Source organism: Rhodothermus bifroesti (assembly GCF_017908595.1).
Lineage (GTDB): Bacteria > Bacteroidota > Rhodothermia > Rhodothermales > Rhodothermaceae > Rhodothermus > Rhodothermus bifroesti.
Genome location: NZ_JAGKTL010000003.1, coordinates 361,256 through 387,614, shown reverse-complemented (window position 1 = coordinate 387,614; position 26,359 = coordinate 361,256). Strand labels below are relative to the sequence as shown.

Genomic DNA, 26,359 nt, shown 5'->3' with positions numbered 1-26,359 from the left:
CTTCTAATTACCCAAAAGTGGGACCGGCTGGTGAGGCGATTTGTTCCGTTTGACCCATGCTGAGCCACCGCAGTAACAGTCCATGCCGTAAGCCAAAAGGGCTGACGTAGCACAGGTCCCAGCCACCCCAGGCTACGATTTCGCCAAGCAGCAACGCTCCCATAGGTAGTACATCGGCTCTTCCCGCAAGCAACGCAGGCCAAAGGGCTCGAATGTCTTCTGGCTTCATGCCCAAAAGTCGATCTCGCCAATGGTATATCGCCTCGCGGGAAAGCGCCACGGGTTCACGCAATGGAAAACGCCTGGTCTCCAGTGCTGCCAGCGATACGCAAGTGCCGGCAATGCCCACAAGGGTGTAGGATTGGGGTGCATGCGGGAGTGGCTGTGCCGCTAAAACGCTGCAGATGTGCTCTTGGGCTAAGACGACTTCAGCTGGTGTAGGGGGGAAGCGGTGAAAGTAGCGCTCGGTAAGGCGTACAGTGCCTAGCGGTAAGCTTCGAAGGAAAGTGATCGCTCCTGGTCTTCCTGCGATCAGTTCTGTAGATCCACCCCCAATATCCACGGCCAGGCAAGGACCTTGAGGCATGGCTGGTGCTGCCAAAGCACCAGCCATACTCCAGCGCGCTTCTTCTTCACCCGAGAGGATTTCGAGTGGCAAGCCCAGTGTATCGGCTACTACGGCCTGGAGTGCGTCTTGGTTTTCGGCTTCTCGTCCAGCGCTGGTAGCTGCAACAATACATGTAGCCACGTTGTAGGCTAGCAGCAGTTCACGATAGGCCATCAGCGTCTGGCGTAGCCGCTCCAGTGCTGCTGGACTGATCCTGCCGCGACCTTCCAGCCCTTCCCCCAATCGCACAAACCGCTCGGTCTCATAGGAAGGGATCAGGCGGTTGCCGGTGACTTCGGCAATCAGCAATAGCGCGGTATTCGTGCCCAAATCGATTGCGGCCAGACGCACGGCTTTAAAGCGAGCGTTTAAGCATTACTGCCCACCAGGCGTTTTCCACGGCCTCATGCAGTGGCTTTAGGTCTTGCGCAGCAGCCGCCTCCAGCATCACCTCCCGTTCCTCACGCAGCAGCCCAGAAAGCAGCACATAGCCCTCGGGGCGCACCTTTTCACGAAACGCAGGCAGCATCTCCAGCAATACGCGACGGTGGATATTCGCCAAGATCAGATCGAAATCCCGTTCAGGCACTACATCCATGGAGCCTTGGCGAAACGTGACGCGGTCGGCTACGCCGTTACGCGCGAAGTTCTCTTGAGCGTTTTCAGCAGCCCATGGGTCAATGTCGAAGGCAATAGCTGAGCCAGCCCCGAGCTTCAGGGCAGCAATGGTTAAAATACCTGTTCCCGTTCCCGCATCCAGCACGCGAGCGCCTGGTTCGACGCAATCGGGTAGCATCTGCAATACCAAGCGGGTGCTTTCGTGATAGCCCGTGCCAAAGCTCATTTTAGGATCGATTTCCAGCACAATATGTGTGGCATACGCTTCAGGCACGGCGTGCCAGCTGGGCTTAATGAGAAAGGGACCGACCGCAATGGGTTGCATTTGTGCTTCCCAGCGGGCGTTCCAGTTTTCGGGCTCGATGGTGCGTACTTCGATCGTATCAGGCAGCCCCTGCTTTCGCAAGAGTTCACGGACAGCTTCCCGAACCGCAGCCCGCCATTGCGAAGCCGGCATGTAAGCTTTGAGCACATCGGCTTCTTCCCAAAATGCCTCGAATCCCAAAGCATCTAGGTGCAAAATTAGCGGGTCATGCAAAGCTTCGGGAGCTGTAAGTACCAGCTCAATCGTAGGTTCATTGGTCGATACGCTCAATCCGGAGTCCCCAGGCTTCGGGTTCATGGGGCTCGGGATATTCGAACTGTCCATAGGCGTGTGAAAAATCGGTGCGAAAGTGGGCAATATAAGTTCCGGCAGGGAGCGTCAGCAGGGTATCGGCCATACGGTTGCGTCCGTCTCCGCCTGCCGGTTTTGTATGTTGCCAAGTCATTTCCCAAACGACTTCACCTGTGCCAGCTTGCTCGATCCAACCGTAGTCGTATTGGCCGCTAAGCGACAGCTCGCCTACGGCGCGAATGCGCAGCCGCGTGGGTTGCGTCAGCGTAAACGCTTGTTCTCGATGTTCGTTGTTGCGCACGCGGGTTAGGTCGACTAAAAGCGCACCGGTGGTCTGAACCGGTGGCGAGGGCGGTGCAACCGAAGGGGCACTGGTCGATGCCGCGTGCACAATCAGGGTGTCACGGCCTGGTCGCAAGGGAAATAGCGTCACGCCCCAGCGTTCCGGGTGTTCCGGGCGCCCGTTACGCCAGTCTTCATAAGCGTGGGAGTCGTCAGTTTGATAATGCAGCACGTACCGGCCAGGAGGCAAGCGCAGCGCTGCTACTTCAAGGCGGTTGTTGGGATGGCCACCTGCTGGAACCGACCGTGCACGCTCCATTTTCCAGAGCGTGGTGCCTAGGCTATCGGTCAGCCAAGCATAATCGTAACGACGGTTTCGTGTGCCTAGCTCACCCACAGCATACAGCAGCACCTCTGTAGTATCCCTGGCCGAGAATTCAACCTGACGGTTTTCAGCATTGCCAACAGGAGCTAGCATCAGTAGCGGACGACGGCTTACCCAGGGATCCAGTAGGACTACGCTGGTATCTTCAGGGTGAAGACGCCACAGCGTCAATCCCCAGGCTGCCACATCAAAAGGGGGGTTAAAACGCCAATTGCCAAAGGCGTGAGCGGCATCCGTTTGAAACCAAGCACGGTAGACGCCTGGCATAAACTCAACCGTATCGCGCGCCATCCGATTCCCCTCCCATCCGCCCGCAGGTTGGGTATTTTCTCGCCGCATTTCCCAGAGTCGTTCACCATCGGGCAAGCGCTCGATCCATCCGTAGTCTGCTGGCTGCGCTTGAAGTTCACCGACAGCGTAGACCAAAAGGCGCGTAGGGCGTCGCACTTCCAATAGGGCCATGCGAGACGAAGCGCTAGCCATCGGTGCAGCGGTCCACAACAACGCAGGTCCTGCAGGCGCTGCTGGCGAACCTTCCTCTAGGCGCAGGCTTGCGGGTCCATCCAAGACTTCTGCCCATAAACCCCAGTCGCGGTAGCCACGCATCCAGGAAGCTTTAGGGAACAGCCAAGACCAAAAGCCATTGGGCTGCGATACGTTGCCCTGTGTCGTAAAAAAGACATCGTAAACGCCTGGTGCAAGGCGAAGCGTATCCTGCACACGAAAGCGTGGTGGATCATCGACGTCGCGTGGCTGCATCTGCCAGACGACCTGGCGATCTGAACGTCGCAGTACCCAGCCGTAGGCCACTGGCTCAGGGCCCGAGGCAGTGCGCCTCCATGCCCCAATCCCTTTCCAGCGCAAGCGTACGGGCTGCTCGACATGGAGCACTTTGTGGTACAGCATGCCTGGCGCCATGTCGGCAAACAGCGTTATCGCGTGGGGTGCTTCTGCCCGACGCTGACACGCCCGAAGTCCAACCAGCAGCGTCAGCACCGCAAGCACCAACAATTGCCATCGAACAAGCGACGTGCGCGACATAGGCAGGGCAGAAAACGTCTGCAAGGCGTACGCAAGGCGGCCGCAAGAAGTTACAACAAGGTCATACGCATTGAACTTGCTGACAGGTTTTTAGCAAATTACTCCTATGTAACAAATGCTCGCGTTTGCCGGTATGATGCGTTAACGTTGTTGGAACGGATCGTCAGCTCCGAAGGCTTTTTGCATGGCACGCCTCCTCAGGCTTTCTTCTTGGCAACAAACCGGAGTGCTTCTGCAGCAGCGGCGCACACGACGGGCCTTACTGCTACCGCTGTTCAGCATAGGGTATATTCTGACGGTCATTTTCCATGTCGTTCAGTGGCAAACGGGCCAACCGGCATCCCCTTGGCTACAGGTGCTCTATTACGATGGCCTGGTGTTGTTCACCTATGGTACGCTTTGGCTATTGCTTTGGGGTGAAACGCACCAGCGGAGTGCTGCACCGGTACGCACGTTTTGGAGTCTTGCCCTAGCTGCTTTGCTAGTACAAGCTTCAAGTCATCTGCTGCTGCAAATCGGAAGCCTTCCTTCTGAGGCCACTGCCTCGGGCTTTGCCTACGAAACCGGCGTCCCTTTGACGCTGGTCACGGTTGTACAAATGAACGCGCTGGCGCTCCTGCAGGCCCTACTGGCTTTCTGGCTGCTGCTTGGGCTGCGCGGGCTGGTCTTGTTTAAGCGGACGCGCCAAAGCGAGCGCAACTGGCGCCTCATGCTGGGCAGTATGGCCTTTTCGGCTTTGCTGGTGGATTGGCTTGAGCCAAGCGAGCCGGTATTGGTCCTGCTGCTGATCGTGCCGGTAGGCCTAATGTTGCGGAATGCTTTTCGGGTTTCCTGGATTTTGTACTTGACGTTTCGGCAAAAACTACTCAACCTGGGCTTGTCAGTTTTAGCAGCTGGCGCTTTGTCGGCCGCACTGGCGTTTGTCAGCGGCTCAGCGCACGTCTATCTCTGGCATTACAGCGCAGCACTCAGCACGTTTATCAGCCTAGCTCTGGCTTTTGGCATCTTGTACCTTGCCACAACCTTTCTTTCGCTGCTTTTTCATCTGCCTACCACTGGAGACTTTCAGCGCAAAGTAGATGAACTAGCTGCGCTGCACGCCCTGATGCAACTGGTGCGTCAGGTCTTCGATGCTGAGCGCCTGGCCGAAACGATCGTCCGCCTACCGGTTGAAGCGGGCGTAGCCCAATCGGCCTGGCTGGCGCTGCCCGACCTGCAGCGCGGTTCACTGCGACCGCGGCTGGTTGCCCAAAGCGGACCTAAAGACTTGCCTTTTGACACGCTGGTCGATCTCGAGGCGCTGTATCAGGAAGCAGCTGCGCGACGCCAGCCGCTCTTGTTGGAACAGGCTTTGGCCGACCATCGCGTGCGGGCCCGTCCAGAGCATGGCCTGGGCAGCCTTCTGGCTGTACCCCTGCTTGCCCGCAACGAAGTCCTTGGCGTGCTGTTCGTAGCGCGCGAGGTGGCCTACGGCTTTGAGCAAGACGACGTCGAAGCTATCACTGTCTTTGCGGCCCAAGCCGCACTGGCGCTTGACAACGCACAACTTTTGGCCGAACGCCTGGAAAAAGAGCGTTTGGCCCGTGAGCTCTCCATCGCACGCGATGTGCAGCGCCGACTGTTACCCCAGCGGATCCCCCGTTTGCCTAACCTAAACGTGGTCGCCAGCAGCATTCCTGCCCAAGAAGTAGGCGGCGACTACTACGATCTGCTTCCACTGGACGGCAACCGCCTGGCGTTCATCGTGGCCGACGTATCCGGCAAAGGAACCTCAGCTGCTTTTTATATGGCCGAGCTTCAAGGTATTTTTCGCGCCTTAAGTCGCCTAACCCCAGATCCACCTATATTTTTGACCCATGCCAATCAGGCCCTCTCCGATACCCTGGAACGCACTGCATTTATCTCGGCCGTCTACGGCGTCTTTGACCTTCAGGCAGCCACACTCACCCTCGCCCGTGCCGGCCACACGCCTCCTATCCTGCTGCGCACAGGACACCCCCCACACTCACTGCGACTTCAAGGACTTGGACTGGGACTGGACCGCAGCGGCCTGTTTCAGCAAACCCTTGAAACCTATACGCTAACCCTAATGCCAGGCGACCGACTGATTTTGTATACCGACGGCCTCATTGAAAGCCGCAATGCCTCTGGGGAACCTTACGGCTACGACCGCTTGCTGCAGCTCCTTACAACGCATGCCCATCAAGACGCGGAGACATTGCATGTGCTGATTTTGGAGACATTGCAGCAGTTTACTGGCCGCCCCATCTACGACGACGACCTCACGCTGGTTATTTTCCACTACGATCCTTCTTGCGGAAACCAACCGTCAGCTTGCTGATAAGCCTTTGCTCAGATTTCCTAACCCTCTGGTTTGCATCAGGCAGGTGAAGCTATGAGCAATTTTTCTGTAGGTTTTCGGACACATGAGGACATCCAGATTCTAGACTTGCATGGTGAGCTGGATGCCCACACAGCACCCGAGCTGGAAGCAGCTTTGCAACAATGCCTCAAGGAAGGCCACCACCAAATTCTAATCAATGGACGCAACCTGGATTACATCTCCAGTGCCGGATTAGGTGTCTTTATGGCTTACATCGAAGAAATTAGGGAAAAAGGAGGAGATCTTAAAATTGCCGAGCTCAAGCCCAATGTGTATAACGTATTTGACCTTTTAGGCTTTCCGCTACTTTTCGACATTGTACCTACCGAGGCTGAAGCACTAGCGCGGTTTGCTCGGCAGGAACGGCCGGTGCCGCCTTCCTCTCTTAAACCCTAAGCTGGTAGTGTCATCGTGGTGCGCGCGCTCTACACCCTCCGCATTCCCAGCTCAACGCGCTACCTAGAAACGGTTCGGCGCTTTGTGGAGCAGCATGCCCGGAAGGCCGGTCTTCCCGAAACCGTCATCAACGAACTCAAACTCGCTGTCGATGAAGCATGCACCAACATCATTAAACATGCTTACAAAGGCAGGACAGATCAACCCATCGATGTGGCTGTGCTCATCGAACCAGAGCGTTTTGTGGTGCGCCTTCGTGACCAAGGAGATGCCTTTGACGTTACCCACTACCGTGAACCCGATCTGCAGGCACTGATTCGCCGTCGCCAGGGAGGTGGTCTGGGCATACGCTTAATCCGTAAACTGATGGATCAAGTAGAGTATCGCAGCTTAGGCCGCTACAACGAAGTGCAACTCGTCAAATACTTGCACCCTGCACCCGCCCCAAATACTTCACCCCCCTCCTCAACCAATACTTAACGACGTCCGCGATATAGCGAAGCAATGCCAAAGGTCAACGGCTGCCACAACAGATCTCGAAAACCAGCCTGCTCCATACGTACCAGAAAGTCGGGGCCATCGGGGAAGACCTCAACCGAATCGGGCAAGTAGCGGTAAGCGCCCTCGTCCCGAGAAAGCCAGGTCCCAATGCGCGGCAGCACGTGATGGGCATACCATCGATAAAGCGTACGGATAACTGGAGCACGTGGGTGGCTAAACTCCAACACGACAAGCACGCCCCCCGGTCGAAGCACGCGATAAATCTCCGCCAACCCGCGTTGGAGGTTTTCAAAATTGCGCACGCCAAAGGCTACCAGTGCCGCATCGAATTGTCGATCTGAAAACGGTAGTTTTTCCGCATCTCCTACGCGCAGCAACACCCGATCGCTAAGCCCCAAACGCGCCACTTTTTCTTGGCCAATACGCAGCATAGCTTCAGAAATGTCCACCCCAATCACCTTTTCCACAGGTAAGCGCCGCGCTGCCTCGATGGCCAGGTCAGCCGTACCTGTGGCTACATCGAGCACGCGGCGAGGAGCTTCGGGCATAAGCAGCCCTACTGCTCGGCGTCGCCAGCGCCGATCGATACCCCCGCTCAAGATGCGATTGAGCAGGTCGTAGCGCGGCGCGATGGCATTGAACATTTCCGCCACCTGCCGCTTTTTACCTTGTGCTTCGCCAACAGGGGGATAGTGCTTGCGTTGCGGCATTAGCCCAGTAGCTGCGTGAGCTTCAGCAACTCGTAGTCAATGGTTTTCTTACGACTGTAGACGTGCTTTAGCGGGGTCAGCTTGATCTCACCATTGATAATGCCCACCATAACGTTCACGTGTCCTTCTAGCAACGCTTCAACCGCTGCTGCACCCAACCGACTGGCCAGCACGCGATCGCGCGCCGTAGGCGAGCCGCCCCGCTGCGTATGCCCCAGGATGCACACCCGCAGGTCAATGTTGGCAAATGCCGGATCTTCGCGTAACGCTTGCGCAATCTGCGTTGCCCCCCCATGCTCACCCCCCTCAGCCACAACCACAATCGAAGAGCGTGACTGGGCAGACATGAGCGACAAAATGCGCTCTTTGATCTCTTCAATCTCGGTAAACGTTTCCGGCACCAGCACCATTTCAGCCCCGCTTCCGATCCCGGAGTTGAGCGCAATAAACCCGGCATCCCGCCCCATCACCTCCACCAGAAATAGCCGGTCATGCGCATCGGCCGTGTCCCGTATGCGGTCAATATTCTGAATGGCCGTGTTCATGGCCGTGTCGAAACCGATTGTCTCGTCGGTGCCAAAAAGGTCATTGTCGATCGTTCCTGGGCAGCCTACTACAGGAATGTGGTGTTCTTCATAAAAAATCGCTGCCCCGCGGAACGTCCCGTCTCCCCCAATAGCTACCAATGCATCAATGCCAGCTCGGCGAAGCTGTTCAGCAGCTTGCGCACGTCCTTCGGGGGTCATAAAACGGCGGGAGCGGGCGCTTTTGAGAATTGTACCCCCCAGCTGCAAAATGTTTGACACCGAGCGGCCGTCCATTTCCACAAAATCCCCTTCGATCATCCCCGCATAACCACGCCGAATACCAATAACTTCCAGGTCGTGCGCAATCGCGGTGCGCACTACTGCGCGAATGCAGGCATTCATGCCTGGGGCATCGCCTCCACTGGTGAAAACGCCAATTCGTCGGATTTCTTCCATAGGGAGCTGTCAGCTTAAGGTTTGCCGAGCATCCGGGCTAAGGATGACGCGGGTCAATCGGCCGCGCCACCACAATGCCTACTGAGCTACGGTTGTTCTGAAGATACGTTTGAAGATCCGGAGAAACCTTCACTCCCCCCTGTGGTGAAGCATGTAACAGACCTCGCCGGCCGTTGGGTCCGACGTACACCAACCCCACATGCACTACGTCAAGCGTCGGCTCACGGGCAACCAAGGCCACAATATCCCCAGCCTGTAGCTGAGCGCTTATCTGACGCACTTGACTTTTGGAAAGCACATAGCGCTTCCGTTGGCTGAGTGCTGTTTCGACAGCGCGCAGACACTGCCAGGTGCTATCGGACTGCAGTTTAGGATAGCGCATGCGATGCGTGCTCATAAAAGCAATAGGGCGCTGCACAAGCTTTCCGCCCAATACTTGCGTGATATCGCGCACCATGCCGCGCCGGGCATTGTCGTCGATCCAATCGGTAAAGTAGTGCAGTCGGGTGCAATATCCCCCCAGCCGACCATCCCGATAGCGCAAAGCTTCCACACGCCGCTGAAACGTCTCCATACGGGTATCTCCTAAAGCTATCGTTTGTGCCAAAGCCAACACGCTTTCTACAAACAGCACGCAGTCGAAACGGTCCAGTGGCGTCAGCAGCGTCTCCACTGGGGCTTCGTCTAGTAAGCCAGCAACATAAGGAGCGCCCTGAAACCAAAGCCCCACGGCTTGCAAGATCTCCCCAAATGGCCGAACTTCTAAGCGCTGCGCCTGCGCCTGAGCCATCAAGGCTGAAAAACGGGCCTGCAAGGCCGAATCTGGCCCCGCAAAGGTTAGCCCCCCAATGAATAGCAGCCAAATCATTACCGCTTTCACCTTTGATCCTTAAGTTACAAACATCAGCCTTACCAATGCACCGGCAAGGCCAACGCCTCTGCAAGTTGCTTTTCAAAAAGGTGTCGTGAAATCTCCTCGGCCCCAAACTGCAAAAAGTGCGGTGTAAGAAACTGTATGTCCAGTAACCGAAACCCACGCCAGCGCAGATGCGTCACCAAATGCACGAGCGCCACTTTAGAGGCTCCTGTAACCCGGTGAAACATCGACTCGCCAAAAAAAGCCCCACCTATGGCAATCCCAAACAGACCCCCAACCAACTGCCCTTCTTGCCAGCATTCAACACTATGGGCGTGGCCCACACGGTATAACTCCCGATAGACTGCCTGGAGCTCCTTAGAAAGCCAACTCTCGGACCGGTCAGCGCAAGCCGCAACCACCGCATCAAAGGCACGGTCATGGTAGACTTCAAAAACGCTACGCCGCACTAGACGCGCCACGCTCCGCGGCACATGAAATTCTGCTAACGGCAACACAGCCCGAGGATCCGGAGAAAACCACCAAATCCGACCGGTTTGGGGATCAGCCATCGGAAAGTATCCCCTGCGGTAGGCTTCTAGCACTTTGGTCACAGATAAACGCATATACATGTTACAACATAAGAACTATTGAACAATGCAAGATCATATAGTAAATTGTTATTTACCTGTGTCGCTTCTACAACGGGACGGATCACTACCCCCCCTTCTCACGATCCCTACTAACCTTAAGCCCCCAGCGTAGCTATGAAACATGCATTACTCATTTTGAGCCTTTTCTGCACTATCCCCCTGGTTCAGGCTCAAGACCTGCGAGTGGTAGCGGTCTCGCCTGCCCATGGTTCGGCAAACGTAGCCCTCACCACACCGGTCTCCATTACATTCAACCAGGCCATTAATCCAGCAGACAGTTTGCTCATTTTTCCTTTAGATACGCTTTTGCAACAGCAGCTGAGTGACCCTTCCAGGGTTTCCTTGAGCCCAGATGGGCGTACGATTACCTTTAACCTAACCCATCAGGCCGACCGGGATTATCTCTGGGTTGTTTTTTATGCCAAAAGCATCTCTGGAAACCGCTTGGCACAAAGGTATACCTTTTACTACACCACGGCCTCCACTGCTGGAGAACACACCGTTAGCGGTCATCTTGTAGAATTTTCTTCTGGGGGACCCGGTGAGATCTATCCTCGGCTGGCTACATCTTCTGTGGCTTCCTGGCAGATGCCTCGTCTTACCCTCAGCATTTCGGCGGCCTCATCCTCAGGGCAAACCCCGCCTTCCCGCCTTTTGATCTCACAGCCTCCCACTGTTCAGTCAGGTCACTTGGGTAACTGGTTGGTACTGCTCACCACAAGCCCTAGTCTAGAAATTACCACGGTCGCCCGGATTGCAGTCTCTGCTGCCGATGGTGCTTTTACACTCGACTACGTACGTCCAGGCACGTATTATCTTTTAGCCTTATTTTTTGAACCTGGCAATCTAGGAGAACCTGCAGGCTATGGCATCTATGATGCCAACCAGGATGACACACCCGACGCGTTGCAAATTCCTCCAGATCTTTCAGGGTTGAACGTTCCAGTTATCCGTCTGATCACCACTACAGCACTTGAAGCTGCTACCCTAGCCCAAAGTGCTTTTCAAGCTGAGGCCAGCGATGCCCAGATTGTTTTTCTTCAGGGTTTTGTGGACACCACCGGCCGTTCCTTTGTATGGAACTTCACTGCGTACGCTCCTTCACAAGATACAGCCTATACGCTAGAGGTTAGGGGAGGTGCACCTGGAGCGTTAAAGCCCATAATGTCCAGGCCATATCGCCAAATGCAGCCGCTTCCTTTAAACGACATGCAGGATTCTGACGCGATCGTAGCTGCTTTTATGAATCGTTTTCCAAGTACGCAACACAGCGGCTTTCAGCTCATGGCTGGACAATTGTATCATTGGTTCACAAGTCAAGGTTTTCTTCAGCCCAGCCTCTATCCTTTAGATCCAGAGCTGCCCATTTGGTTGGTGCAAGAATGGCGTCCTTTAGCAGCGCCCTTACAGGGCGAGCTGGAATACAGCGCTGCTTACAACCTGCAAGGGAATGAGCAGGTAGCTTATGAGCCGATTCGGGCCAAGGCAGCTCTAAATGCGGCTTTGGAGAAAGCACCTTCAAGGCAGGAAGGGGATGGCATTATAGGTTTCGAAGTCAGTCCGTTTGATCCGTTCAGCGGCAAGGCTTCGGAGTGGAGCGTTGATCTGGTCGCAGGAGGGCAGGCGTTACAGATACGTCTGGCAAACAATCTGGTTGTACATATTGACACGCTGGAGGCAGATTGGCGCAGCCTACCCAAACTGCCCTACCCGGACATGGTTGACTCTGACCAAGCTGCCGACACGGCACTGGCGCACAACGCCACCGAATTTTTGGCCGCCCTCTCTTCTGGATGGGGACGGCTAGTTGGAGGCTTTCTGGGTCCGGATTACGGCCTAGAGGTAGATGCTAACACACCGCTTTATGGGATTTTTCTCACTGGGGGGGATCCCTGGAGGGAGGCCCGCTATTTTGTACACATGGGAACTGGGGCCTTTGTGACCGAGCAAGTGCTCACAACCCGTGAAGCTGCCCCAGCTTCCTTTACGGGAGGATTACGCGCGGTTTATCCACATCCCGTTGGTCGCGAGGCCACCATCGAGGTGGTGCTAATGCAGTCCGGGCCCTTAACCCTACGGGTCTACAACGTGCTCGGCCAAGAGGTCGGACGCATCTTTGAAGGTTTTCTACCCGCAGGTACCCATCAACTCCGCTGGCAGCCAGAGGCGCTGCCAGCCGGAATTTACCTGCTGCAACTGCAGCAATCCGGACAGGTCTATCACCGATCTGTCGTGGTAAGCGGGCAGTAATCGGTTTGCAGCCTAAACCCTGCAAGGGCCTGCGCAGGCCCTTGCAGGGTTTTTTATAGGGAAACCCTTTTGCCAAAAGTAGCATTCTTTTTTGCTCGGGCTATGCGAATCAACCGAATCCGGAATGCATCCGGAAGAACGCTTCGATGGAATTACTGATTTTTTATCTGGCGCTAGCATTAATCGTTTCCTTTGTGTGCTCGCTCCTGGAGGCCGTCCTGCTTAGCGTTACTCCTTCTTACATTGAAGCACACCAGCACACAACCACAGGAAGGTTGTTACGGCGACTTAAGCAGGATATTGATCGACCGCTAGCTGCCATTCTAACCCTAAACACCGCTGCCCACACTGCTGGAGCTACGGGTGTAGGAGCGCAGGCAGTATTGGTATTTGGCGATGCGTACACGGGTTTAATTTCCGCAGGCCTCACCCTGGCGATTCTAATCCTCTCAGAGATTATTCCCAAAACACTGGGGGCGCTCTACTGGCATGTACTGACCCCTATAACGGCCCGCTTACTGATCGTACTCATCTGGCCATTTTATCCTTTCGTCTTATTGTCCCAAGGGATTACACGGCTGCTTTCACGTAAACCTACAGGTCCGTCTGTAAGCCGAGAAGAACTTGCTGCTTTGGCCGAGTTAGGGCGGCAACAGGGCGTCTTTGAGCAAGAAGAACTGCGCATTCTTAAAAACCTGCTCCGGTTTCGCGCCTTGCGGGCTAAAGACGTCATGACGCCACGTACGGTGATTTTTGCTTTGCCTGAAAACCTGACCCTTGCCGAGGTGCTCCGTCGCTATCCTGAGTTACGCTTTTCTCGCATTCCAATTTACCGAGAATCGCGAGATCAGATTACCGGCTATGTGCTCAAAGATGAGGTGCTGTTGCGCGCCGCGCGGGATGATGGCGAAGTGCCTTTGCACCGGCTTCGCCGGGAAATCCTGGTCGTTCCAGAAACCCTTCCGCTGCTTGAACTATTCGAACGCATGCTCAATCGGCTAGAGCACATTGCCTTAGTGATCGACGAGTACGGCGGCACCGCCGGCATCGTTACTTTAGAAGACATTGTTGAAACCCTGCTTGGACTGGAAATTGTCGACGAGGCCGATGCCACGCGCGACATGCAAGAACTAGCCCGTGAGCAGTGGCGCCGCCGTGCAGAGCGCTTAGGATTGCTTCCAGAAGTCAGTCAACCTTCTGAAACTGCTAGCGCCGAGCGGGCTGCAGTCATCCGTCTAGGCCTAACCGGTAAATCACCTTCCTAAGGGCAGCGTATGAAACGCTTGGAAGAATATCCCGACGCGCATCTGCGCCTTTTTGAACGTCCACCTGCGCCCCCTCCTGAAGCAGTGCGCGAGGTATACCTGATTGGCATTTGCGGCAGCGGCATGGGCACGCTGGCGGTTTTGCTGCATGAAGCGGGCTACAAGGTACGCGGAAGCGACGCGGCGGCTTACCCGCCTATGAGTACGTACCTCCGCCAGCGCGGCATTTCCTTTTATGAGGACTACGATCCAGCGCATCTAGAACCCCCACCCGATCTGGTTGTGGTGGGCAACGCATGCACGCCTACCCATCCCGAAGCCGCTGCCGCCCGCGAGCGTCGCCTACCGCAACTTTCGCTACCGGAAGCGCTAGCTCATTTTTTTCTGCGCCATCGGCGCCCTGTCGTTGTCGCTGGCACGCACGGCAAAACCACCACCAGTGGCCTACTGGCTCATGTGCTTCACTGTGCAGGATGGGATCCAGGCTTTTTTATTGGGGGCGTCATGATTGGTGCTGAAACGAGCGGCCGCATAGGCTCCGGTCCTTGGTTTGTCATCGAAGGCGATGAGTACGACAGCGCTTATTTTGACAAGCGCCCCAAGTTCTTGCATTACCGTCCGCAGAGTGTACTGCTCACTGCGATCGAATTTGACCATGCAGACCTCTACGACGACCTCGAAGATTACCGAGAAGCTTTTGAGCAGCTGGTTGCGCTTTTGCCTACCCAAGGGCTGCTTATTGCACACGGCGATGATCCCCTGGTGCGCCAGTTGGCGCGTCAGTGCCCAGCCCAGGTGCGCACCTATGGACTGCACACGCCTTGCGACATTACGGTGGGCAGCCTGCATCCTACCTTTGAGGGGCAGCACTTTGAACTCATTGCCGACGGTCAAAAAATCGGTCGCTTCTTTCTTCCGCTAAGCGGTCGGCACAACTTGCGCAATGCACTGGCGGTTTGCGCGTTTGCTTTGCAGCAGGGCCTTTCACCCGAGCAGCTTCATGAAGGGCTGGCTACTTTTCCGGGGATGAAGCGCCGCCTAGAAGTACGGGGCGAGGCGGGCGGGATACTGGTGGTCGACGATTTTGCCCATCATCCAACAGCTGTGCGGGAAACCTTGCGGGCAGCACGCCAGCGGTGGCCCAATCGCCGCCTCATAGCCGTCTTTGAACCCCGTTCCAACTCAAGCCGGCGTCGTCGCTTCGAATCCGACTACATAGAAGCCTTCGACGATGCTGATGCCGTATGGCTTAGCATGCCGCCCTTTCGGCATAACGATCATCCAGAGGATTTCTTTGACCCGGAGCATGTGGCTGCTGGCATTCGTGCCCGTGGTATTCCCGCTGAAGTAGCCAACGGTGCCGACGCCCTGCTTCCACGCCTTTTAGAAAGCCTACAAGCAGGCGATGTGGCCCTGCTTATGAGCAACGGCGCTTTTGGTAACCTACCAGCCCGGTTGTTGCACGCCCTGCAAAGCCGTACCCAAACAACACCAGCCTCCTTCCCTAATGCCCCCTTTTCCGCTTAACCTAACAGATAGCCGAGGCCACCTTCTGAGGCTGAGACATCCACCCCAGCGCATCGTTTCCCTAGTACCTAGCCTGACTGAACTCCTGGCTGTGCTGGGGTTAGACGAGCAGGTGGTAGGCTTAACGCGCTTTTGCGTGCGCCCACCTGACTGGAAACGCCGTAAAACCATCGTCGGGGGCACAAAACAGCTCAATGTGGAACGGCTGCTCCAGTTGAAGCCCGATCTAGTGCTCGCTAACCTAGAAGAAAACACGCGCGAGATGGTTGAAGCCCTAGAACCCCATGTGCCAGTCTTTGTGACGCACGTGCGCACGCTCGAGGAGGCTTTAATGATGATCCACCATGTGGGTCTGCTCACCCACCGTAAGCACGCTGCTGAAGCACTTGCTGCCACTATTGCGCAGCGTTTTGCCACCTTGCCCACATTTCCCACGCTGCGAACGCTTTACCTCATCTGGCGACAACCTTACATGAGCATCGGGGCCGACACGTTTATTCACGACATGCTCCAACGCGGCGGTTTTGAAAACGTATGCGCTGCTTATACCCGCTACCCGGTGCTTACGCCCGAAATGGTGGCTACCCTGCAGCCTGAGCTCATCCTGCTGAGTAGCGAGCCCTATCCGTTTCAAGAAAAACACCTACCCGAACTGCAAGCCCTTTGCCCACAAGCTACCGTGCTGCTTGTAGACGGCCAGCTTTTCTCTTGGTACGGCGCCCGGCTGCTCGAAACCCCCGCTTATATGCAAGCGCTGCGTGACCAGCTCAAAAAGGCCTTGTCCTTTTAAAGGCGGGATTTTGTATGTTTAAACTACCGTACCTCCAAACCCGCTGCTGTAGAAAAATGCGTTTGTGGTTTGCCCCAATGCTTTTGCTTGGCCTGCTTACGGCCTGCCGCTCGCAAGAAGATCGCCTACTGGAACAGGCACGCGCGCTTACGCAGCAGTTTATCTTGATCGATGGCCACATCGACGTCCCTTACCGGCTCTACCGACTCCCTGAGGACATCACGGGCCGCAGCGAGCTGGGCGACTTTGACTACGCGCGCGCTAAAGCGGGAGGACTTGACGCTCCGTTTTTTTCCATCTATTTGCCTTCAAACTTGCAGGACATCCCGGGGGCTTCCAAGCAGCTGGCCGACTCGCTGATCGACATGGTTGCATCTTTGGCCCAGCAAGCACCCGACAAGTTCATGCTGGCGCGCTCACCTAGCGATGTACGCCGAGCTCATCAAGAAGGCCGCATTGCGCTGCTCATGGGTATGGAAAACGGCTCCGGGCTTGAGGGCGAACTGCAAAACGTAGCCTATTTTTACGCGCGCGGCATCCGTTACATCACGCTGACGCACGCTCGGGCCAACCAGATTTGCGACAGCTCCTACGACACCGTTCGCGTTTGGAACGGGCTGAGCCCCTTTGGGGAACAGGTAGTGCATGAAATGAACCGACTGGGCATGCTCGTCGACATCTCGCATGTTTCTGACAGCGCATTTTACGACGTGCTGCGCATCAGTAAAGCGCCTGTGATCGCCTCGCACTCCTCGGCCCGGCACTTTACCCCTGGCTGGGAGCGCAACATGAGCGACGAGATGATCCAAGCGCTGGCTGCTCAAGGTGGCGTCATCATGATCAATTTCGGGTCTTCCTTTTTGCGCAGCGCGTATCAAGCAATCGGCGATTCCATCCGCCAGCAACTACAAGCCGCACTAGAGGCGCAGGGCCTAACACCAGATACCCCAGAAGCCAGACGCTGGCTAGGCCAACAGCGCAAGCGGTACCCTATAGGTACCGTGGCCGATGTAGCCGACCACATTGACCACGTCGTGCAGCTTGTGGGCATCGACCACGTAGGCATCGGGTCAGATTTTGATGGCGTATTTGCCCTGCCTGAAGGTTTGCAGGACGTATCCATGTATCCCAACCTGGTAGCCGAACTGCTGCGACGCGGCTACAGCGAGGCAGATATCGAAAAAATTCTGGGCGGCAATCTCCTGCGCCTCTGGGAAACCGTCGAAACCATTGCCACCCAACTCCAGCAGTCTGCACCTTAGTGCTCAAAAAAGGTATGGTAGGGAAGAAATGGGGAAGGCGTCCAAAAACTCTCATATAGCATGTAGCGATACATCCCTGCTGCACCGGCCAACCCCGCCATGAAAAGTCCCATCTTGACCGGAGTCTCAACAGGCTCCTGAATGCGATAGTAAGCACGAAAAATTGCGATAGGAATAAGGAAATTGACCAAATCTAAAAGACGCGGTGTTACATAAATTCCCAAACTGAAAAACACAATCATAAAAAATACAGAAAATCCAACAATTCTATATTTGTAATTTTTATCTATCTTCGTAAAAAATAAAGAGGATAGCAATACAAAGCCTAAAGCCAATCTAGAAAGCCCAGAAAACAAACTAGGAGCTTCACGCACTACATAATGAGATAATTTAAACAAAAAATAACTTTCATTAATTAATATAAATGCAATTAAAGTTAGGACAGCTAAAAACAGAATCAAGAAGTTTCTGAACTTACTAAAACTGAAGTTTATGGATTCATGGGTGAGCCATAAATAAAATAAAGCAAATAACATAGAATAGTGAAAAAATACGGTACTAAAAGCGATAAGGATGGCCTTTTTATATTTTCCTCTTCTTTCTTCTTGAAATGCCATAAGCAACAAAGCTAAAGCTAATCCTACGCGTATCACATTCATACTGAAGTTATAAAAGAACAAAGGAACTACAAAAGCCATCAAAAGAAATAACTCCTCGTTGTTTGATCTATTCAGATACCAAACTAGAATCAGGGTAAACAATAGAGAAAAAAGCCTTACAATAATTACAGGATCATCAAAGATTAGAGAAAACAGATAGGTAAGCAACCAAAATCCAGGTTCTAATCCTTGCCACACATGAGCTTGAGAGGCCAGTCTTTCATAAACGGCTGTATCGGTACCTACAGCTCCGCGGAAGATTGCTATAAGCCCTAAGATTCCGACAACACTGATTGCCAAAAGACGTGAATAATTTCGCGTAAAGAAGCTAAGTGCAAAGTAATAATACACGAGCAGCCAACCGACGAGATAAATCATCTCTTTGACTTAACGGCTATAGTGGCACAACACTTCTTGGTAAACTTGCCAAGTTTCCGTTACCATGCGTTCGAGCGTAAAATGGGTTTCGTAGCGTTGACGTCCAGCTGTGCCCAAGTGCTCCCGACATGCTGGATGCAAAAGCAGGGTCTGCAGATGGTTTTTTAATCCTTCTACGTCGCCACGGGCAAACAACAGTCCTGTTTTCCCATGGACCACACCCTCTTTGACCCCAGACACATCTGCGGCAATTACCGGCAGACCTGCTCGCATTGCTTCCAGGATGCTTATGGGTAAGCCTTCGTAGTTGGAGGCCAATACAAAAATCTGTGCTCGTGCTAAGCGTTCAGCCACATCCTGACGTTCTCCCAAAAAATAGACCCGGTTTTTAATCCCAAGCGCCAAGGCTAACTGTTCGCATTTGGGCCGCAAAGGACCGTCTCCAACAAATTCGATCTCCCAAGGTAGATGACGCAATGCTGCCAGGGCTTGCAAGACCAAGGCCTGATCTTTCTGCGGACTAAAGCGCGCTACCATAATCAAGCGCACGGGTGCTCCAGCTGCGGGGCGGGCCCATAATGCAGGGGGAACATCTGGGATGCCATAGTAGACCGTAACCAACTGTCTTGGGGATGCTACGCGATACCGAAGGGCCAGCTGGCGATCGTATTCGGATACAGTAATAATGCGATCTGCAAAGCGCGCAGCAAGCCGCTCGGCCAATGCAAAAGCGCGACGACGTGCCTCGGGAATACCTTCCGTAAAAGCCCATCCATGCGCTGTAAACGTTACGGGCAGCCGCAGGCTTTTAGCGGCAAGCCGTCCTAACCAGCCTGCCTTGGAAGAATGCGTCGTGACCAAGTCTGGCTGCAATTTGCGAAACAAGCGACGTAACGCCCAAAAGCATCGGTAATCCTCCTTTGGAGAAATGGCCCTTTGGAGGAAGGGAACATGGACGTAGGGAATTCCCGCGTTTTCTACCAGCTTTGAGAAAGATCCTTCACTTCCCGCCAGAACTGTAACCTGCATGCCTTGTGCCTGAAAGCTTTGGGCTAGATACAGCACATGCATCTGTGCCCCCCCAATCTCATCGGCACGGGTAATCAGATAAGCGAGATGGAGTGGTTTATTTTTTGAGCTCACCAAGTGCAAAGCTTAGCTTCCCCCATCGTTGGCGGCAAGATACGCAAAGTTTGGGCTTTTCCCTGCCGTACCGAAGGCAGATTCCTAGCAAATTTTATCCCTATCGGCAGCGCTTACGCTTTACCCCACTGGCTGGGCCTGGCGCGTGACTTCTTCAGCCGTCACCAAGTGCACCCCGGCTGCCCGCATTTCTTCCCAAGCCCGGGCTAGCGAACCGTTGGTGTCGATGCCGCGCGTGGCATCGGTGACCACATACACCTCAAAGCCCAGCCGACGGGCGTCCAAAGCCGACCACTTAACGCAAAAATCTGCCGCAAGCCCCACGACATAAAGGGTCGTTATCCCCCGCTCGCGTAAGTAACCTGCCAACCCGGTGGTCGTTTGCTTGTCATTCTCATAAAAGGCGGAATAGGAGTCAATTTCTTTGCGAAACCCTTTTCGGATGATCAGTTGCGCGCGCGTAGTGTCCAAGCCCGCATGAAAAGCAGCCCCAGGCGTGCCCTGCACGCAATGATCCGGCCAAAGCACCTGCTCGCCATAACTGAGCTGGATGGTTTCAAAAGGCTTTTTGCCAGGATGCGCCGATGCAAACGATCCATGGCCAGCTGGATGCCAGTCCTGCGTCAGGATAAGGTTTTCGAAATACCGGCTCAAGCGATTAATCACAGGCACCACGGCATCTCCTTCTGGTACAGGTAAGGCGCCCCCTGGACAAAAATCGTTCTGCACATCTACGATCAGCAGCGCTTTCATTGCTTACCTTACAGGTTGGTTAAAGGGATCTTTAAAAAAGAGAACCTCTAGCCAGAAAAGTTCCAAAAGCTTGACCCCAGTTTCAAAATTGTATACCATTAAAAAAGGTTACTTCGGCTTTCCTCCCACAGGCCATGGCTCCCCATCCAGCGGCGACACCGTGCACGCCCGAACTGGCGCGTGAAATAGCCTTGCTTTTTGAACGGCAGCGACAGCATCAAGCCTACGTGCGGACGCGTACTGTTCGTGCTCGGCGCCGTCAGCTGATTCGTCTCCGCGAAGCCGTCCTCGACCATCGGGAAACCATCCGCGCGGCCCTCTGGGCCGACTTTCGCAAACCTGCACTGGAAGTAGACCTCACGGAGATCGCGCCAGTCGTTACCGAAGCGGGCTACGTAGCGCGGCATCTAGCCGCCTGGATGCGGCCTAAACGGGTTGGCACAGCTCCTACGCATATCGGTACCCGCGCCGAAATTCGCTATGAACCTAAGGGCGTAGTGCTCATTCTTTCCCCCTGGAATTATCCATTTACGCTTACGCTGGCGCCGCTGGTTACCGCGGTTGCTGCCGGGAATTGCGTCATGATTAAGCCTTCAGAGCTGGCGCCTAACAGTGCTCGCGTAATTCGCCGTATCGTTGAAGAGGTATTTGAGCCTGAGGAAGTTGCTGTATTTGAAGGGGATCACACGGTAGCCGAAACGCTGTTGACCTTGCCCTTCGACCACATCTTTTTCACTGGCAGTCCTCGTGTCGGACGATTGGTTATGGAAGCAGCTGCTCGGCATTTGGCTTCGGTCACGCTGGAGCTCGGGGGCAAATCGCCTGCTGTGGTCGATGAAACGGCCGATGTCGCGCAGGCTGCAGCAAAAATTGCTTGGGGAAAGTTTACAAACGCTGGCCAAACCTGCATTGCCCCGGACTATATCCTGGTGCATCGCCAGCTGCATGACGCCCTTGTCGAAGCGCTCCGAGAGCAACTGGAAACTTTCTACGGTCCTGACGCTGAGGCTTGGGCGCAAAGTGAAAGTTATGCACGCATCGTAAACGACCATCACTTCGCGCGGCTACGCTTGCTTTACGAAGACGCCCTGGCCAAAGGGGCGCGCGAAGCCATTGGGGGGCCTTGGCGTGCCGCTGAGCGCTTTATTCCCCCAACCGTGCTCACCCATGTGCCCGATGAAGCCGCGATCATGCAGGAAGAGATTTTTGGTCCGTTGCTCCCTATCCAGATCTTCGACGATCTAGACGAAGCCTTACAGGCCATTAACCGACGTCCCAAACCTTTGGCCCTCTACGTGTTTGCGCAAGAAGCCCGCCGGGTGGAATACGTGCTTACCCATACTTCTGCAGGGGGTGGATGCGTCAACGACACGCTGCTGCACTTTAACCATCCTGATCTTCCCTTCGGCGGCATTGGCCCAAGTGGTCTAGGGAAGGCTTACCGCTATCATGGCTTTTTGGCCTTCTCCAACGCGCGGCCTGTCGTTTACCGTCGCTTTGAGGTTCCTCTACTGCGCCAGCTTTATCCACCCTACAGCGAGCGCGCACGTCGACTCATCGACCGCTTGTTGCCTTTTTTCTAAAACGGATCGCCTGCCTGTAGGCTACGGATAAACGCAACCAGCAGCTTCACGGTGTGCGCCACATCGTCGAGGTCGACCATTTCTACAGGCGAATGCATGTAGCGCAGCGGTACCGAGACCAGCGCACACGGGATGCCCTCACGTGTAGCAAAAATATCGTCGGCATCGGTTCCAGTGCGTCGGGAGGAGGCTTCATGTTGCACCGGAATGCTTTCGGCTTCGGCAACCTGTAACAAGCGTTCAACCAGTTTGGGATGATTGGCGGTACCATGCGTTATTACGGGTCCACTTCCCAACCGGATCAATCCATGTCGCCGGGCTTCAATTCCGGGCACATCGGTAGCATGGGTGACTTCCAGCACCAGCGCCAGGTCTGGATGCAATCGATAAGCCACCATGCGCGCTCCATAGCCCCCGATTTCTTCTTGCACAGCATTGACGGCATACACCGTGGCGGCTACGGGTTCAGCAGCTAGCGTCTGCAATACCTGGACAAGAATAAACCCGCCTAGGCGGTTATCCAGTGCCCTGCCAACCAAGCGACGTCTGTCAAGCAAAAAGGGTTCTTCGGCCAATACGATCGGGTGTCCTACGCGAATGCCCAACGCAGCCACTTCATCCCGACTTCTAGCCCCTACGTCCACAAACAGCTCATGCCATTCCGGCACCTTGTCTTCTTTAGGATCACGGAGATGAATGGCCGTGTGACCCAGCACGCCGTCTACGGGCCCTTGGCTCCCCAAAACGCGTACGCGCCGGGCACGGGCTAGCACCCGATCGGCGCCACCGATAGGGGCAATATGCAAAAAGCCCTCTTCAGAAATGTAGTGCACAATGAACCCGACTTCGTCCGCATGGGCTTCTAGCATTAGGCGTGGTGCTAGGCTTTCCGTACCACGGCGCACAGCCCACGCCGTACCGTAGCTATCCTGCGCGACCTCATCTGCCCAAGGGCGTATGGCTTCCAGCCAACGTTGCTGCAAGGCGCTCTCAAACCCTGAGGGGCTAGGCGTACCGAGCAATTCAAGCAAAAATGCCTGGTTGGGTTGGTTGATCATCGTGCATTTTTCCTTAGGGTCAACGGTTGACAGCGCCTTGTTCAGTTCCTAATCTCCAGAAAGAGTTCCCTGTTCACCTAAGTCTTGATGCTATGCCAACCCCGTCGGCACCCGTATATCACTTGCTTATCGTTGAAGACGACGCAGACGTTGCTCAGGCCCTCCAGGATTTCTTTACGCTCCAAGGCTATCAGGTTACGCACGCGGCCCAGGGTGCCCAGGCGCTGGATTTGGTGAAAAATGGGCGTCCGTTTGACGTTGTGCTGCTAGACATCATGCTTCCAGACCAAAGCGGTTTTGAGGTGCTTCGAGCGCTGCGGCAGCAAGGTTGTGCTGTGCCCGTTTTGGTCTTAACCGGGCGGGGAGAACGGGAGCATCTGTTACAAGGCTTTGATCTGGGGGCTGACGACTATATTGTCAAACCCTTCGATCCCGACGAAGTGGCTGCACGCGTGCGTGCTGTGTTGCAACGTACCCAACCTCCTGACCGCACCCCTATGCAATGCTATCGCATTGGCGATCTAGAGATCAACTTTAGTACTTATGAAGCCTACCGAGGCAACGAGCGCGTCAACTTCACGGCCATGGAACTCAACGTGTTGCACTATCTTATCCATCACCGCGGACAAGTCGTTACGCGCCGTCAGCTATTGCGCGACGTGTGGCACATCGAAGGCGATGTCGAAACGCGCACCATTGACCGACACATCGCGTCGATTCGCAAAAAAATTGAGCCTGATCTGCGTCAGCCGCGGTATATTGAGACAGTTTACGGGAAAGGATACCGGTTTAAAGGCTAATCGACAAACTCGCCTCCCACCAGCCGATAGCCAATGCCGTAAACGCTCTGGATGGGCCAACTGGCTTCGTCTTCCCCATCCATGATGCGTCGTAAAGCGTTGATGTGGCGATCGATGGTGCGCGTCTGTACGGTAGGCGGTAGTCCCCATACCTCCCGCAAGAGCTGCTCGCGCCTTACCGTGCGGCCGCGGTGCAAAATCAGGTACCGTAGCAGCCGAAACTCCATGTCGGTCAGGGCAACAGGCTGGCCGTTGCGGGTTACGGTACCCTGCTCTAGGTCTACTTCAATCCCGCCTACACGGAAGCGCCGTTTTTCGGGCAAGGGCTGACTGCGTGCGCGCCGGAGTACAGCTTCTACGCGGGCCAGCAGCTCTTCAGGGGTAAATGGCTTGGCAAGATAATCGTCGGCGCCAAGCTCAAAGCCTTTCAAGCGATGCTCGCGATCACCCAGCGCCGTGAGCATCAGCACAGGCGTAAGCACGCCGTCTTCTTCTCGCAACTGACGCAGCACCTCGAAGCCGTCACGGCCCGGCAGCCGGGCATCCAGCAAAATCAAGTCATATCCGGGCACCTGAATCGCCTGCTCTCGACCGGCTTCGCCCGTAGCAACGGCATCTACTTCGTAGCCTGCAGCTTCCAGGTAAAGCGTGAGCGCTTCGCGTACTTGGGCTTCGTCTTCAATAATCAGCAGCCGCGCTTTGGCCATATCTGCAGAGGCGCTATTTGCGGAAGGACTATCGTGAATCTACAATACCGCATTGCTTTAAACAAGCGGACTTCAGCGCACTGCGGCTGCATCAACAGCTTCGGCCGCTTGCGCACGGTGCACTTCGTAGATCCAGCCGCCAGCCAGCACATCGTCGCCCTCGTAGAGCACGACCGCCTGCCCTGGCGTAATGGCAGCGCGCGGCTCGGCAAAGGCTACCTGCAGTGCGTCGTCTTCCTGCCAAACCAAGCAGGGAGCGCCCTCATCCTTATAGCGAATCTTGCCTATCGCTGGACGCTCTTCGTAAAGATCGGGGTACTTGATAAGGTTAATCTGGCGGGCCACAAGCCGCTGACGCAGCAACGCCTCGCGCGGCCCTACTGTAATGGTGTTGGTTTCCGGGTCGATATGCGTCACGTATACCGGATAGCCTAGCGAAAGTCCTAGGCCATGGCGCTGGCCAATGGTATAGAACGGATAGCCCTGGTGTGTGCCCACTACCGTGCCATCTTCAAGCACAAACTTTCCCGGTCCTACCTTAGCATCTAGATCGGGCACACGCTGCCGCAAAAACCGGCGATAGTCATTATCGGGAATGAAGCAGATTTCGTAGGAGTCTGGCTTTTGCGCTAGGCGTTCAAAGCCCATTTCAGCAGCCAGGCGACGGATCTCTGGCTTGGTGTAGTCGCCCAGTGGCAGCAACGTGCGCGCCAGGTGTTCCTGCGAGAGGCCCCAGAGCGCATAGCTCTGATCCTTGTTCAAGTCGCGGCCACGTGAGATGACGTACCGCCCTAGTGCCTCTTCGTAGCGCACGCGTGCATAATGCCCTGTGGCAATATACTGACACTCCAAGCGATCGGCCCGCCGCAACAGCGCTGCCCACTTGATGTGCGTGTTGCACAGCACGCAAGGGTTAGGTGTACGCCCGGCCAAATATTCCGAGACAAACCGCTGGATCACCCAATCCCCAAACTCTTCACGAATGTCCACGATGAAATGTGGGAAACCCAAGCGCACGGCTACGGCGCGGGCATCGTTCATTGATTCCAGCGAGCAACACCCAACCTCCTTGCCGGTGCGCACACCGCTAGAGACGTAGTCCCATGTCTTCATCGTGATGCCCACCACCTCGTAGCCCTGCTCGTGCAGCAGTGCTGCCGTTACGGACGAATCCACGCCGCCGCTCATTGCCACCAGTACGCGTCCGTTTCGGCTCATCGTCTTTATTTGTATGCTTTTGGTTATCGCTTTGCGCCGTTTTGTACGGAAGGGGATCGCTTCCGTTCCCCCTGTTAGAGCAGATGCTTGGAGCGCCCACCATCCACGGGCAGCGCCACACCGGTAATGTAGCTCGCACGTGCACTTGCCAAAAAAACCACAGCGGCAGCGAACTCTTCGGGCTCGCCAAGGCGTTTGAGGGCTGCTTGTTCTGCCCAAGAAGCTTCGATCTCTTCGACCGAACGTCCAGTACGCTGCTGCTGCAAGCGAGCCAGTTCAGCCAACCGCTCGGTGCGTGTATAGCCAGGTAGCAGCGTATTTACCGTAATGCCTTCGGGGCCTAGTTCTTCAGCCAGGCTTTTAGCAAAGCCCTGAACGCCTGCACGTGCCGCATTGGAGAGATACAGGTTTGGGATCGGCTGCTTAGCGGAAATAGACGTAATCATCAAGATACGTGCTAAGCCGTTTGGTTTTCGGGCAGCCTGGCGCAGGTGCGGCAAGGCATGCCGGCAAAGGTTGATCGTGCTAAGCAGGTTCAGCTCTAAAGCCGCCCGCCAGTCGTCGGCGGTAAAATCGCCGATATATCCAGCCGGAGGACCGCCGGCATTCGTCACAAGAATGTTCAACTGTCCCCAATGCGCTACCACCTGCTCAATCACTTGAACAATTTGTGCTTCTTCACGCACATCGCACACCAAAGGGAGCAGGCGATCTTCGGCCACCCCGGTTTCGACCGCGATACGTGCAGCTGCCTGCCGGATGCGCGTCTCTGAGCGCGAGCAAAGGGCTACTTTGCAGCCTTCGCGGGCCAACTCGCGGGCAGCTGCCCAACCCAAACCACTGCTGGCGCCTGTTACCAAGGCAATCCGATCCTGTAAGCCCAAATCCATATCGCCTTAGCGGATTCTTCGTTTGAAGTTTCCCAACCAGTTGTC

At 55.2% G+C, this 26,359-nt stretch carries 24 protein-coding genes; 10 read left to right on the top strand and 14 right to left on the bottom strand.

Annotated elements, in window-relative coordinates; translation table 11 throughout:
* Window positions 1–7 precede the first annotated feature (7 nt).
* From J8E65_RS08610 to J8E65_RS08600, 3 genes are read right to left on the bottom strand one after another with little or no spacing between them, the layout of a single operon-like run.
* A complete protein-coding gene (locus J8E65_RS08610; RefSeq protein ID WP_210375340.1) occupies window positions 8–958 on the bottom strand; it encodes a Ppx/GppA phosphatase family protein in 951 nt (316 codons plus the stop codon).
* Between the two features lie 4 nt (window positions 959–962).
* The gene (gene prmA / locus J8E65_RS08605) at window positions 963–1,847 is read right to left on the bottom strand and encodes a 50S ribosomal protein L11 methyltransferase (protein WP_210375339.1); all 885 of its coding nucleotides are present in this window, start codon (window positions 1,845–1,847) and stop codon (window positions 963–965) included.
* Complete coding sequence (locus J8E65_RS08600; protein WP_210375338.1) at window positions 1,801–3,549, bottom strand: hypothetical protein; 1,749 nt, start codon at window positions 3,547–3,549, stop codon at window positions 1,801–1,803. The genes prmA and J8E65_RS08600 overlap by 47 nt, the downstream gene beginning before the upstream one ends.
* A gap of 184 nt (window positions 3,550–3,733) precedes the next feature.
* Between J8E65_RS08600 and J8E65_RS08595 the strand changes: the two genes are divergently transcribed.
* From J8E65_RS08595 to J8E65_RS08585, 3 genes are read left to right on the top strand one after another with little or no spacing between them, the layout of a single operon-like run.
* Window positions 3,734–5,890 (top strand): PP2C family protein-serine/threonine phosphatase, encoded by a 2,157-nt coding sequence (locus tag J8E65_RS08595; protein ID WP_210375337.1) that lies wholly within the window; start codon window positions 3,734–3,736, stop codon window positions 5,888–5,890.
* A 54-nt stretch (window positions 5,891–5,944) separates the two neighbouring features.
* Window positions 5,945–6,328 carry an STAS domain-containing protein gene (locus J8E65_RS08590; protein WP_210375336.1) on the top strand — a complete coding sequence of 128 codons (384 nt, stop codon included), beginning with the start codon at window positions 5,945–5,947 and terminating at the stop codon, window positions 6,326–6,328.
* 15 nt (window positions 6,329–6,343) lie between these two features.
* Window positions 6,344–6,808, top strand: a complete 465-nt coding sequence (locus tag J8E65_RS08585) for an ATP-binding protein (protein WP_210375335.1) — start codon at window positions 6,344–6,346, stop codon at window positions 6,806–6,808.
* Here the strand turns inward: J8E65_RS08585 and ubiE are convergent.
* The 4 genes from ubiE to aat are packed head-to-tail and all read right to left on the bottom strand — an operon-like array spanning window position 6,805 to window position 10,004.
* Window positions 6,805–7,539 (bottom strand): bifunctional demethylmenaquinone methyltransferase/2-methoxy-6-polyprenyl-1,4-benzoquinol methylase UbiE, encoded by a 735-nt coding sequence (gene ubiE / locus J8E65_RS08580; protein WP_210375334.1) that lies wholly within the window; start codon window positions 7,537–7,539, stop codon window positions 6,805–6,807. The genes J8E65_RS08585 and ubiE overlap by 4 nt on opposite strands.
* On the bottom strand, window positions 7,539–8,522 hold the full coding sequence (gene pfkA, locus J8E65_RS08575; RefSeq protein ID WP_210375333.1) for a 6-phosphofructokinase: 984 nt from the start codon (window positions 8,520–8,522) through the stop codon (window positions 7,539–7,541). Before pfkA ends, ubiE begins: the two co-directional genes overlap by 1 nt.
* A 37-nt stretch (window positions 8,523–8,559) precedes the next feature.
* A complete protein-coding gene (locus J8E65_RS08570) occupies window positions 8,560–9,390 on the bottom strand; it encodes an N-acetylmuramoyl-L-alanine amidase-like domain-containing protein (protein WP_210375332.1) in 831 nt (276 codons plus the stop codon).
* Window positions 9,391–9,431: 41 nt separating this feature from the next.
* Window positions 9,432–10,004, bottom strand: a complete 573-nt coding sequence (gene aat / locus J8E65_RS08565; RefSeq protein WP_237181794.1) for a leucyl/phenylalanyl-tRNA--protein transferase — start codon at window positions 10,002–10,004, stop codon at window positions 9,432–9,434.
* Between the two features lie 141 nt (window positions 10,005–10,145).
* Here aat and J8E65_RS08560 point away from each other — a divergent pair, with 141 nt between their 5' ends.
* The 5 genes from J8E65_RS08560 (at window position 10,146) to J8E65_RS08540 (ending at window position 17,125) form a co-directional block, all read left to right on the top strand.
* Window positions 10,146–12,281: an Ig-like domain-containing protein gene (locus J8E65_RS08560; protein ID WP_210375330.1), complete on the top strand. Its 2,136-nt coding sequence runs from the start codon at window positions 10,146–10,148 to the stop codon at window positions 12,279–12,281.
* 146 nt (window positions 12,282–12,427) lie between these two features.
* A complete protein-coding gene (locus tag J8E65_RS08555) occupies window positions 12,428–13,546 on the top strand; it encodes a hemolysin family protein (protein WP_210375329.1) in 1,119 nt (372 codons plus the stop codon).
* Between the two features lie 9 nt (window positions 13,547–13,555).
* Window positions 13,556–15,073 (top strand): UDP-N-acetylmuramate:L-alanyl-gamma-D-glutamyl-meso-diaminopimelate ligase, encoded by a 1,518-nt coding sequence (gene mpl, locus J8E65_RS08550; protein WP_210375328.1) that lies wholly within the window; start codon window positions 13,556–13,558, stop codon window positions 15,071–15,073.
* Window positions 15,054–15,863, top strand: a complete 810-nt coding sequence (locus J8E65_RS08545; protein WP_210375327.1) for a helical backbone metal receptor — start codon at window positions 15,054–15,056, stop codon at window positions 15,861–15,863. Before mpl ends, J8E65_RS08545 begins: the two co-directional genes overlap by 20 nt.
* Before the next feature lie 56 nt (window positions 15,864–15,919).
* A complete protein-coding gene (locus J8E65_RS08540; protein ID WP_210375326.1) occupies window positions 15,920–17,125 on the top strand; it encodes a dipeptidase in 1,206 nt (401 codons plus the stop codon).
* Here J8E65_RS08540 and J8E65_RS08535 read toward each other — a convergent pair.
* From J8E65_RS08535 to pncA, 3 genes are all read right to left on the bottom strand, one after another.
* Window positions 17,122–18,162, bottom strand: a complete 1,041-nt coding sequence (locus J8E65_RS08535; protein ID WP_210375325.1) for an EpsG family protein — start codon at window positions 18,160–18,162, stop codon at window positions 17,122–17,124. The genes J8E65_RS08540 and J8E65_RS08535 overlap by 4 nt on opposite strands.
* A 9-nt stretch (window positions 18,163–18,171) precedes the next feature.
* Window positions 18,172–19,305: a glycosyltransferase family 4 protein gene (locus J8E65_RS08530; protein WP_341481751.1), complete on the bottom strand. Its 1,134-nt coding sequence runs from the start codon at window positions 19,303–19,305 to the stop codon at window positions 18,172–18,174.
* Between the two features lie 120 nt (window positions 19,306–19,425).
* Window positions 19,426–20,058: a bifunctional nicotinamidase/pyrazinamidase gene (gene pncA / locus J8E65_RS08525; RefSeq protein WP_210375324.1), complete on the bottom strand. Its 633-nt coding sequence runs from the start codon at window positions 20,056–20,058 to the stop codon at window positions 19,426–19,428.
* Between the two features lie 134 nt (window positions 20,059–20,192).
* Between pncA and J8E65_RS08520 the strand changes: the two genes are divergently transcribed.
* Window positions 20,193–21,641 carry an aldehyde dehydrogenase family protein gene (locus tag J8E65_RS08520; RefSeq protein WP_210375323.1) on the top strand — a complete coding sequence of 483 codons (1,449 nt, stop codon included), beginning with the start codon at window positions 20,193–20,195 and terminating at the stop codon, window positions 21,639–21,641.
* On the opposite strand, the gene J8E65_RS08515 is transcribed toward J8E65_RS08520, so the two are convergent.
* Entirely contained in the window at window positions 21,638–22,699 is a 1,062-nt protein-coding gene (locus tag J8E65_RS08515; RefSeq protein WP_237181793.1) for a M42 family metallopeptidase, read from the bottom strand. The two genes, J8E65_RS08520 and J8E65_RS08515, sit on opposite strands and share 4 nt — an antisense overlap.
* Window positions 22,700–22,791: 92 nt before the next feature.
* Between J8E65_RS08515 and J8E65_RS08510 the strand changes: the two genes are divergently transcribed.
* Complete coding sequence (locus J8E65_RS08510) at window positions 22,792–23,499, top strand: response regulator transcription factor (protein ID WP_210375322.1); 708 nt, start codon at window positions 22,792–22,794, stop codon at window positions 23,497–23,499.
* Here J8E65_RS08510 and J8E65_RS08505 read toward each other — a convergent pair.
* From J8E65_RS08505 to J8E65_RS08495, 3 genes are all read right to left on the bottom strand, one after another.
* Entirely contained in the window at window positions 23,496–24,206 is a 711-nt protein-coding gene (locus tag J8E65_RS08505) for a response regulator transcription factor (protein ID WP_210375321.1), read from the bottom strand. The two genes, J8E65_RS08510 and J8E65_RS08505, sit on opposite strands and share 4 nt — an antisense overlap.
* A 72-nt stretch (window positions 24,207–24,278) precedes the next feature.
* Window positions 24,279–25,424 (bottom strand): tRNA 2-thiouridine(34) synthase MnmA, encoded by a 1,146-nt coding sequence (gene mnmA, locus J8E65_RS08500; RefSeq protein ID WP_210375320.1) that lies wholly within the window; start codon window positions 25,422–25,424, stop codon window positions 24,279–24,281.
* Between the two features lie 74 nt (window positions 25,425–25,498).
* Window positions 25,499–26,314, bottom strand: a complete 816-nt coding sequence (locus J8E65_RS08495; RefSeq protein WP_210375319.1) for an SDR family oxidoreductase — start codon at window positions 26,312–26,314, stop codon at window positions 25,499–25,501.
* Window positions 26,315–26,359: the final 45 nt, after the last annotated feature.

What these genes read in the sequence shown, in the direction of transcription:
- prmA (WP_210375339.1), bottom strand. Translation starts at nt 1,847, where the DNA reads ATGAACCCGAAGCCTGGGGACTCCGGATTGAGCGTATCGACCAATGAA.
- J8E65_RS08600 (WP_210375338.1), bottom strand. Translation starts at nt 3,549, where the DNA reads ATGTCGCGCACGTCGCTTGTTCGATGGCAATTGTTGGTGCTTGCGGTG.
- J8E65_RS08595 (WP_210375337.1), top strand. Translation starts at nt 3,734, where the DNA reads ATGGCACGCCTCCTCAGGCTTTCTTCTTGGCAACAAACCGGAGTGCTT.
- J8E65_RS08590 (WP_210375336.1), top strand. Translation starts at nt 5,945, where the DNA reads ATGAGCAATTTTTCTGTAGGTTTTCGGACACATGAGGACATCCAGATT.
- ubiE (WP_210375334.1), bottom strand. Translation starts at nt 7,539, where the DNA reads ATGCCGCAACGCAAGCACTATCCCCCTGTTGGCGAAGCACAAGGTAAA.
- pfkA (WP_210375333.1), bottom strand. Translation starts at nt 8,522, where the DNA reads ATGGAAGAAATCCGACGAATTGGCGTTTTCACCAGTGGAGGCGATGCC.
- J8E65_RS08570 (WP_210375332.1), bottom strand. Translation starts at nt 9,390, where the DNA reads ATGATTTGGCTGCTATTCATTGGGGGGCTAACCTTTGCGGGGCCAGAT.
- aat (WP_237181794.1), bottom strand. Translation starts at nt 10,004, where the DNA reads ATGCGTTTATCTGTGACCAAAGTGCTAGAAGCCTACCGCAGGGGATAC.
- J8E65_RS08560 (WP_210375330.1), top strand. Translation starts at nt 10,146, where the DNA reads ATGAAACATGCATTACTCATTTTGAGCCTTTTCTGCACTATCCCCCTG.
- J8E65_RS08555 (WP_210375329.1), top strand. Translation starts at nt 12,428, where the DNA reads ATGGAATTACTGATTTTTTATCTGGCGCTAGCATTAATCGTTTCCTTT.
- mpl (WP_210375328.1), top strand. Translation starts at nt 13,556, where the DNA reads ATGAAACGCTTGGAAGAATATCCCGACGCGCATCTGCGCCTTTTTGAA.
- J8E65_RS08545 (WP_210375327.1), top strand. Translation starts at nt 15,054, where the DNA reads ATGCCCCCTTTTCCGCTTAACCTAACAGATAGCCGAGGCCACCTTCTG.
- J8E65_RS08540 (WP_210375326.1), top strand. Translation starts at nt 15,920, where the DNA reads ATGCGTTTGTGGTTTGCCCCAATGCTTTTGCTTGGCCTGCTTACGGCC.
- J8E65_RS08535 (WP_210375325.1), bottom strand. Translation starts at nt 18,162, where the DNA reads ATGATTTATCTCGTCGGTTGGCTGCTCGTGTATTATTACTTTGCACTT.
- pncA (WP_210375324.1), bottom strand. Translation starts at nt 20,058, where the DNA reads ATGAAAGCGCTGCTGATCGTAGATGTGCAGAACGATTTTTGTCCAGGG.
- J8E65_RS08520 (WP_210375323.1), top strand. Translation starts at nt 20,193, where the DNA reads ATGGCTCCCCATCCAGCGGCGACACCGTGCACGCCCGAACTGGCGCGT.
- J8E65_RS08515 (WP_237181793.1), bottom strand. Translation starts at nt 22,699, where the DNA reads ATGATCAACCAACCCAACCAGGCATTTTTGCTTGAATTGCTCGGTACG.
- J8E65_RS08510 (WP_210375322.1), top strand. Translation starts at nt 22,792, where the DNA reads ATGCCAACCCCGTCGGCACCCGTATATCACTTGCTTATCGTTGAAGAC.
- J8E65_RS08505 (WP_210375321.1), bottom strand. Translation starts at nt 24,206, where the DNA reads ATGGCCAAAGCGCGGCTGCTGATTATTGAAGACGAAGCCCAAGTACGC.
- mnmA (WP_210375320.1), bottom strand. Translation starts at nt 25,424, where the DNA reads ATGAGCCGAAACGGACGCGTACTGGTGGCAATGAGCGGCGGCGTGGAT.
- J8E65_RS08495 (WP_210375319.1), bottom strand. Translation starts at nt 26,314, where the DNA reads ATGGATTTGGGCTTACAGGATCGGATTGCCTTGGTAACAGGCGCCAGC.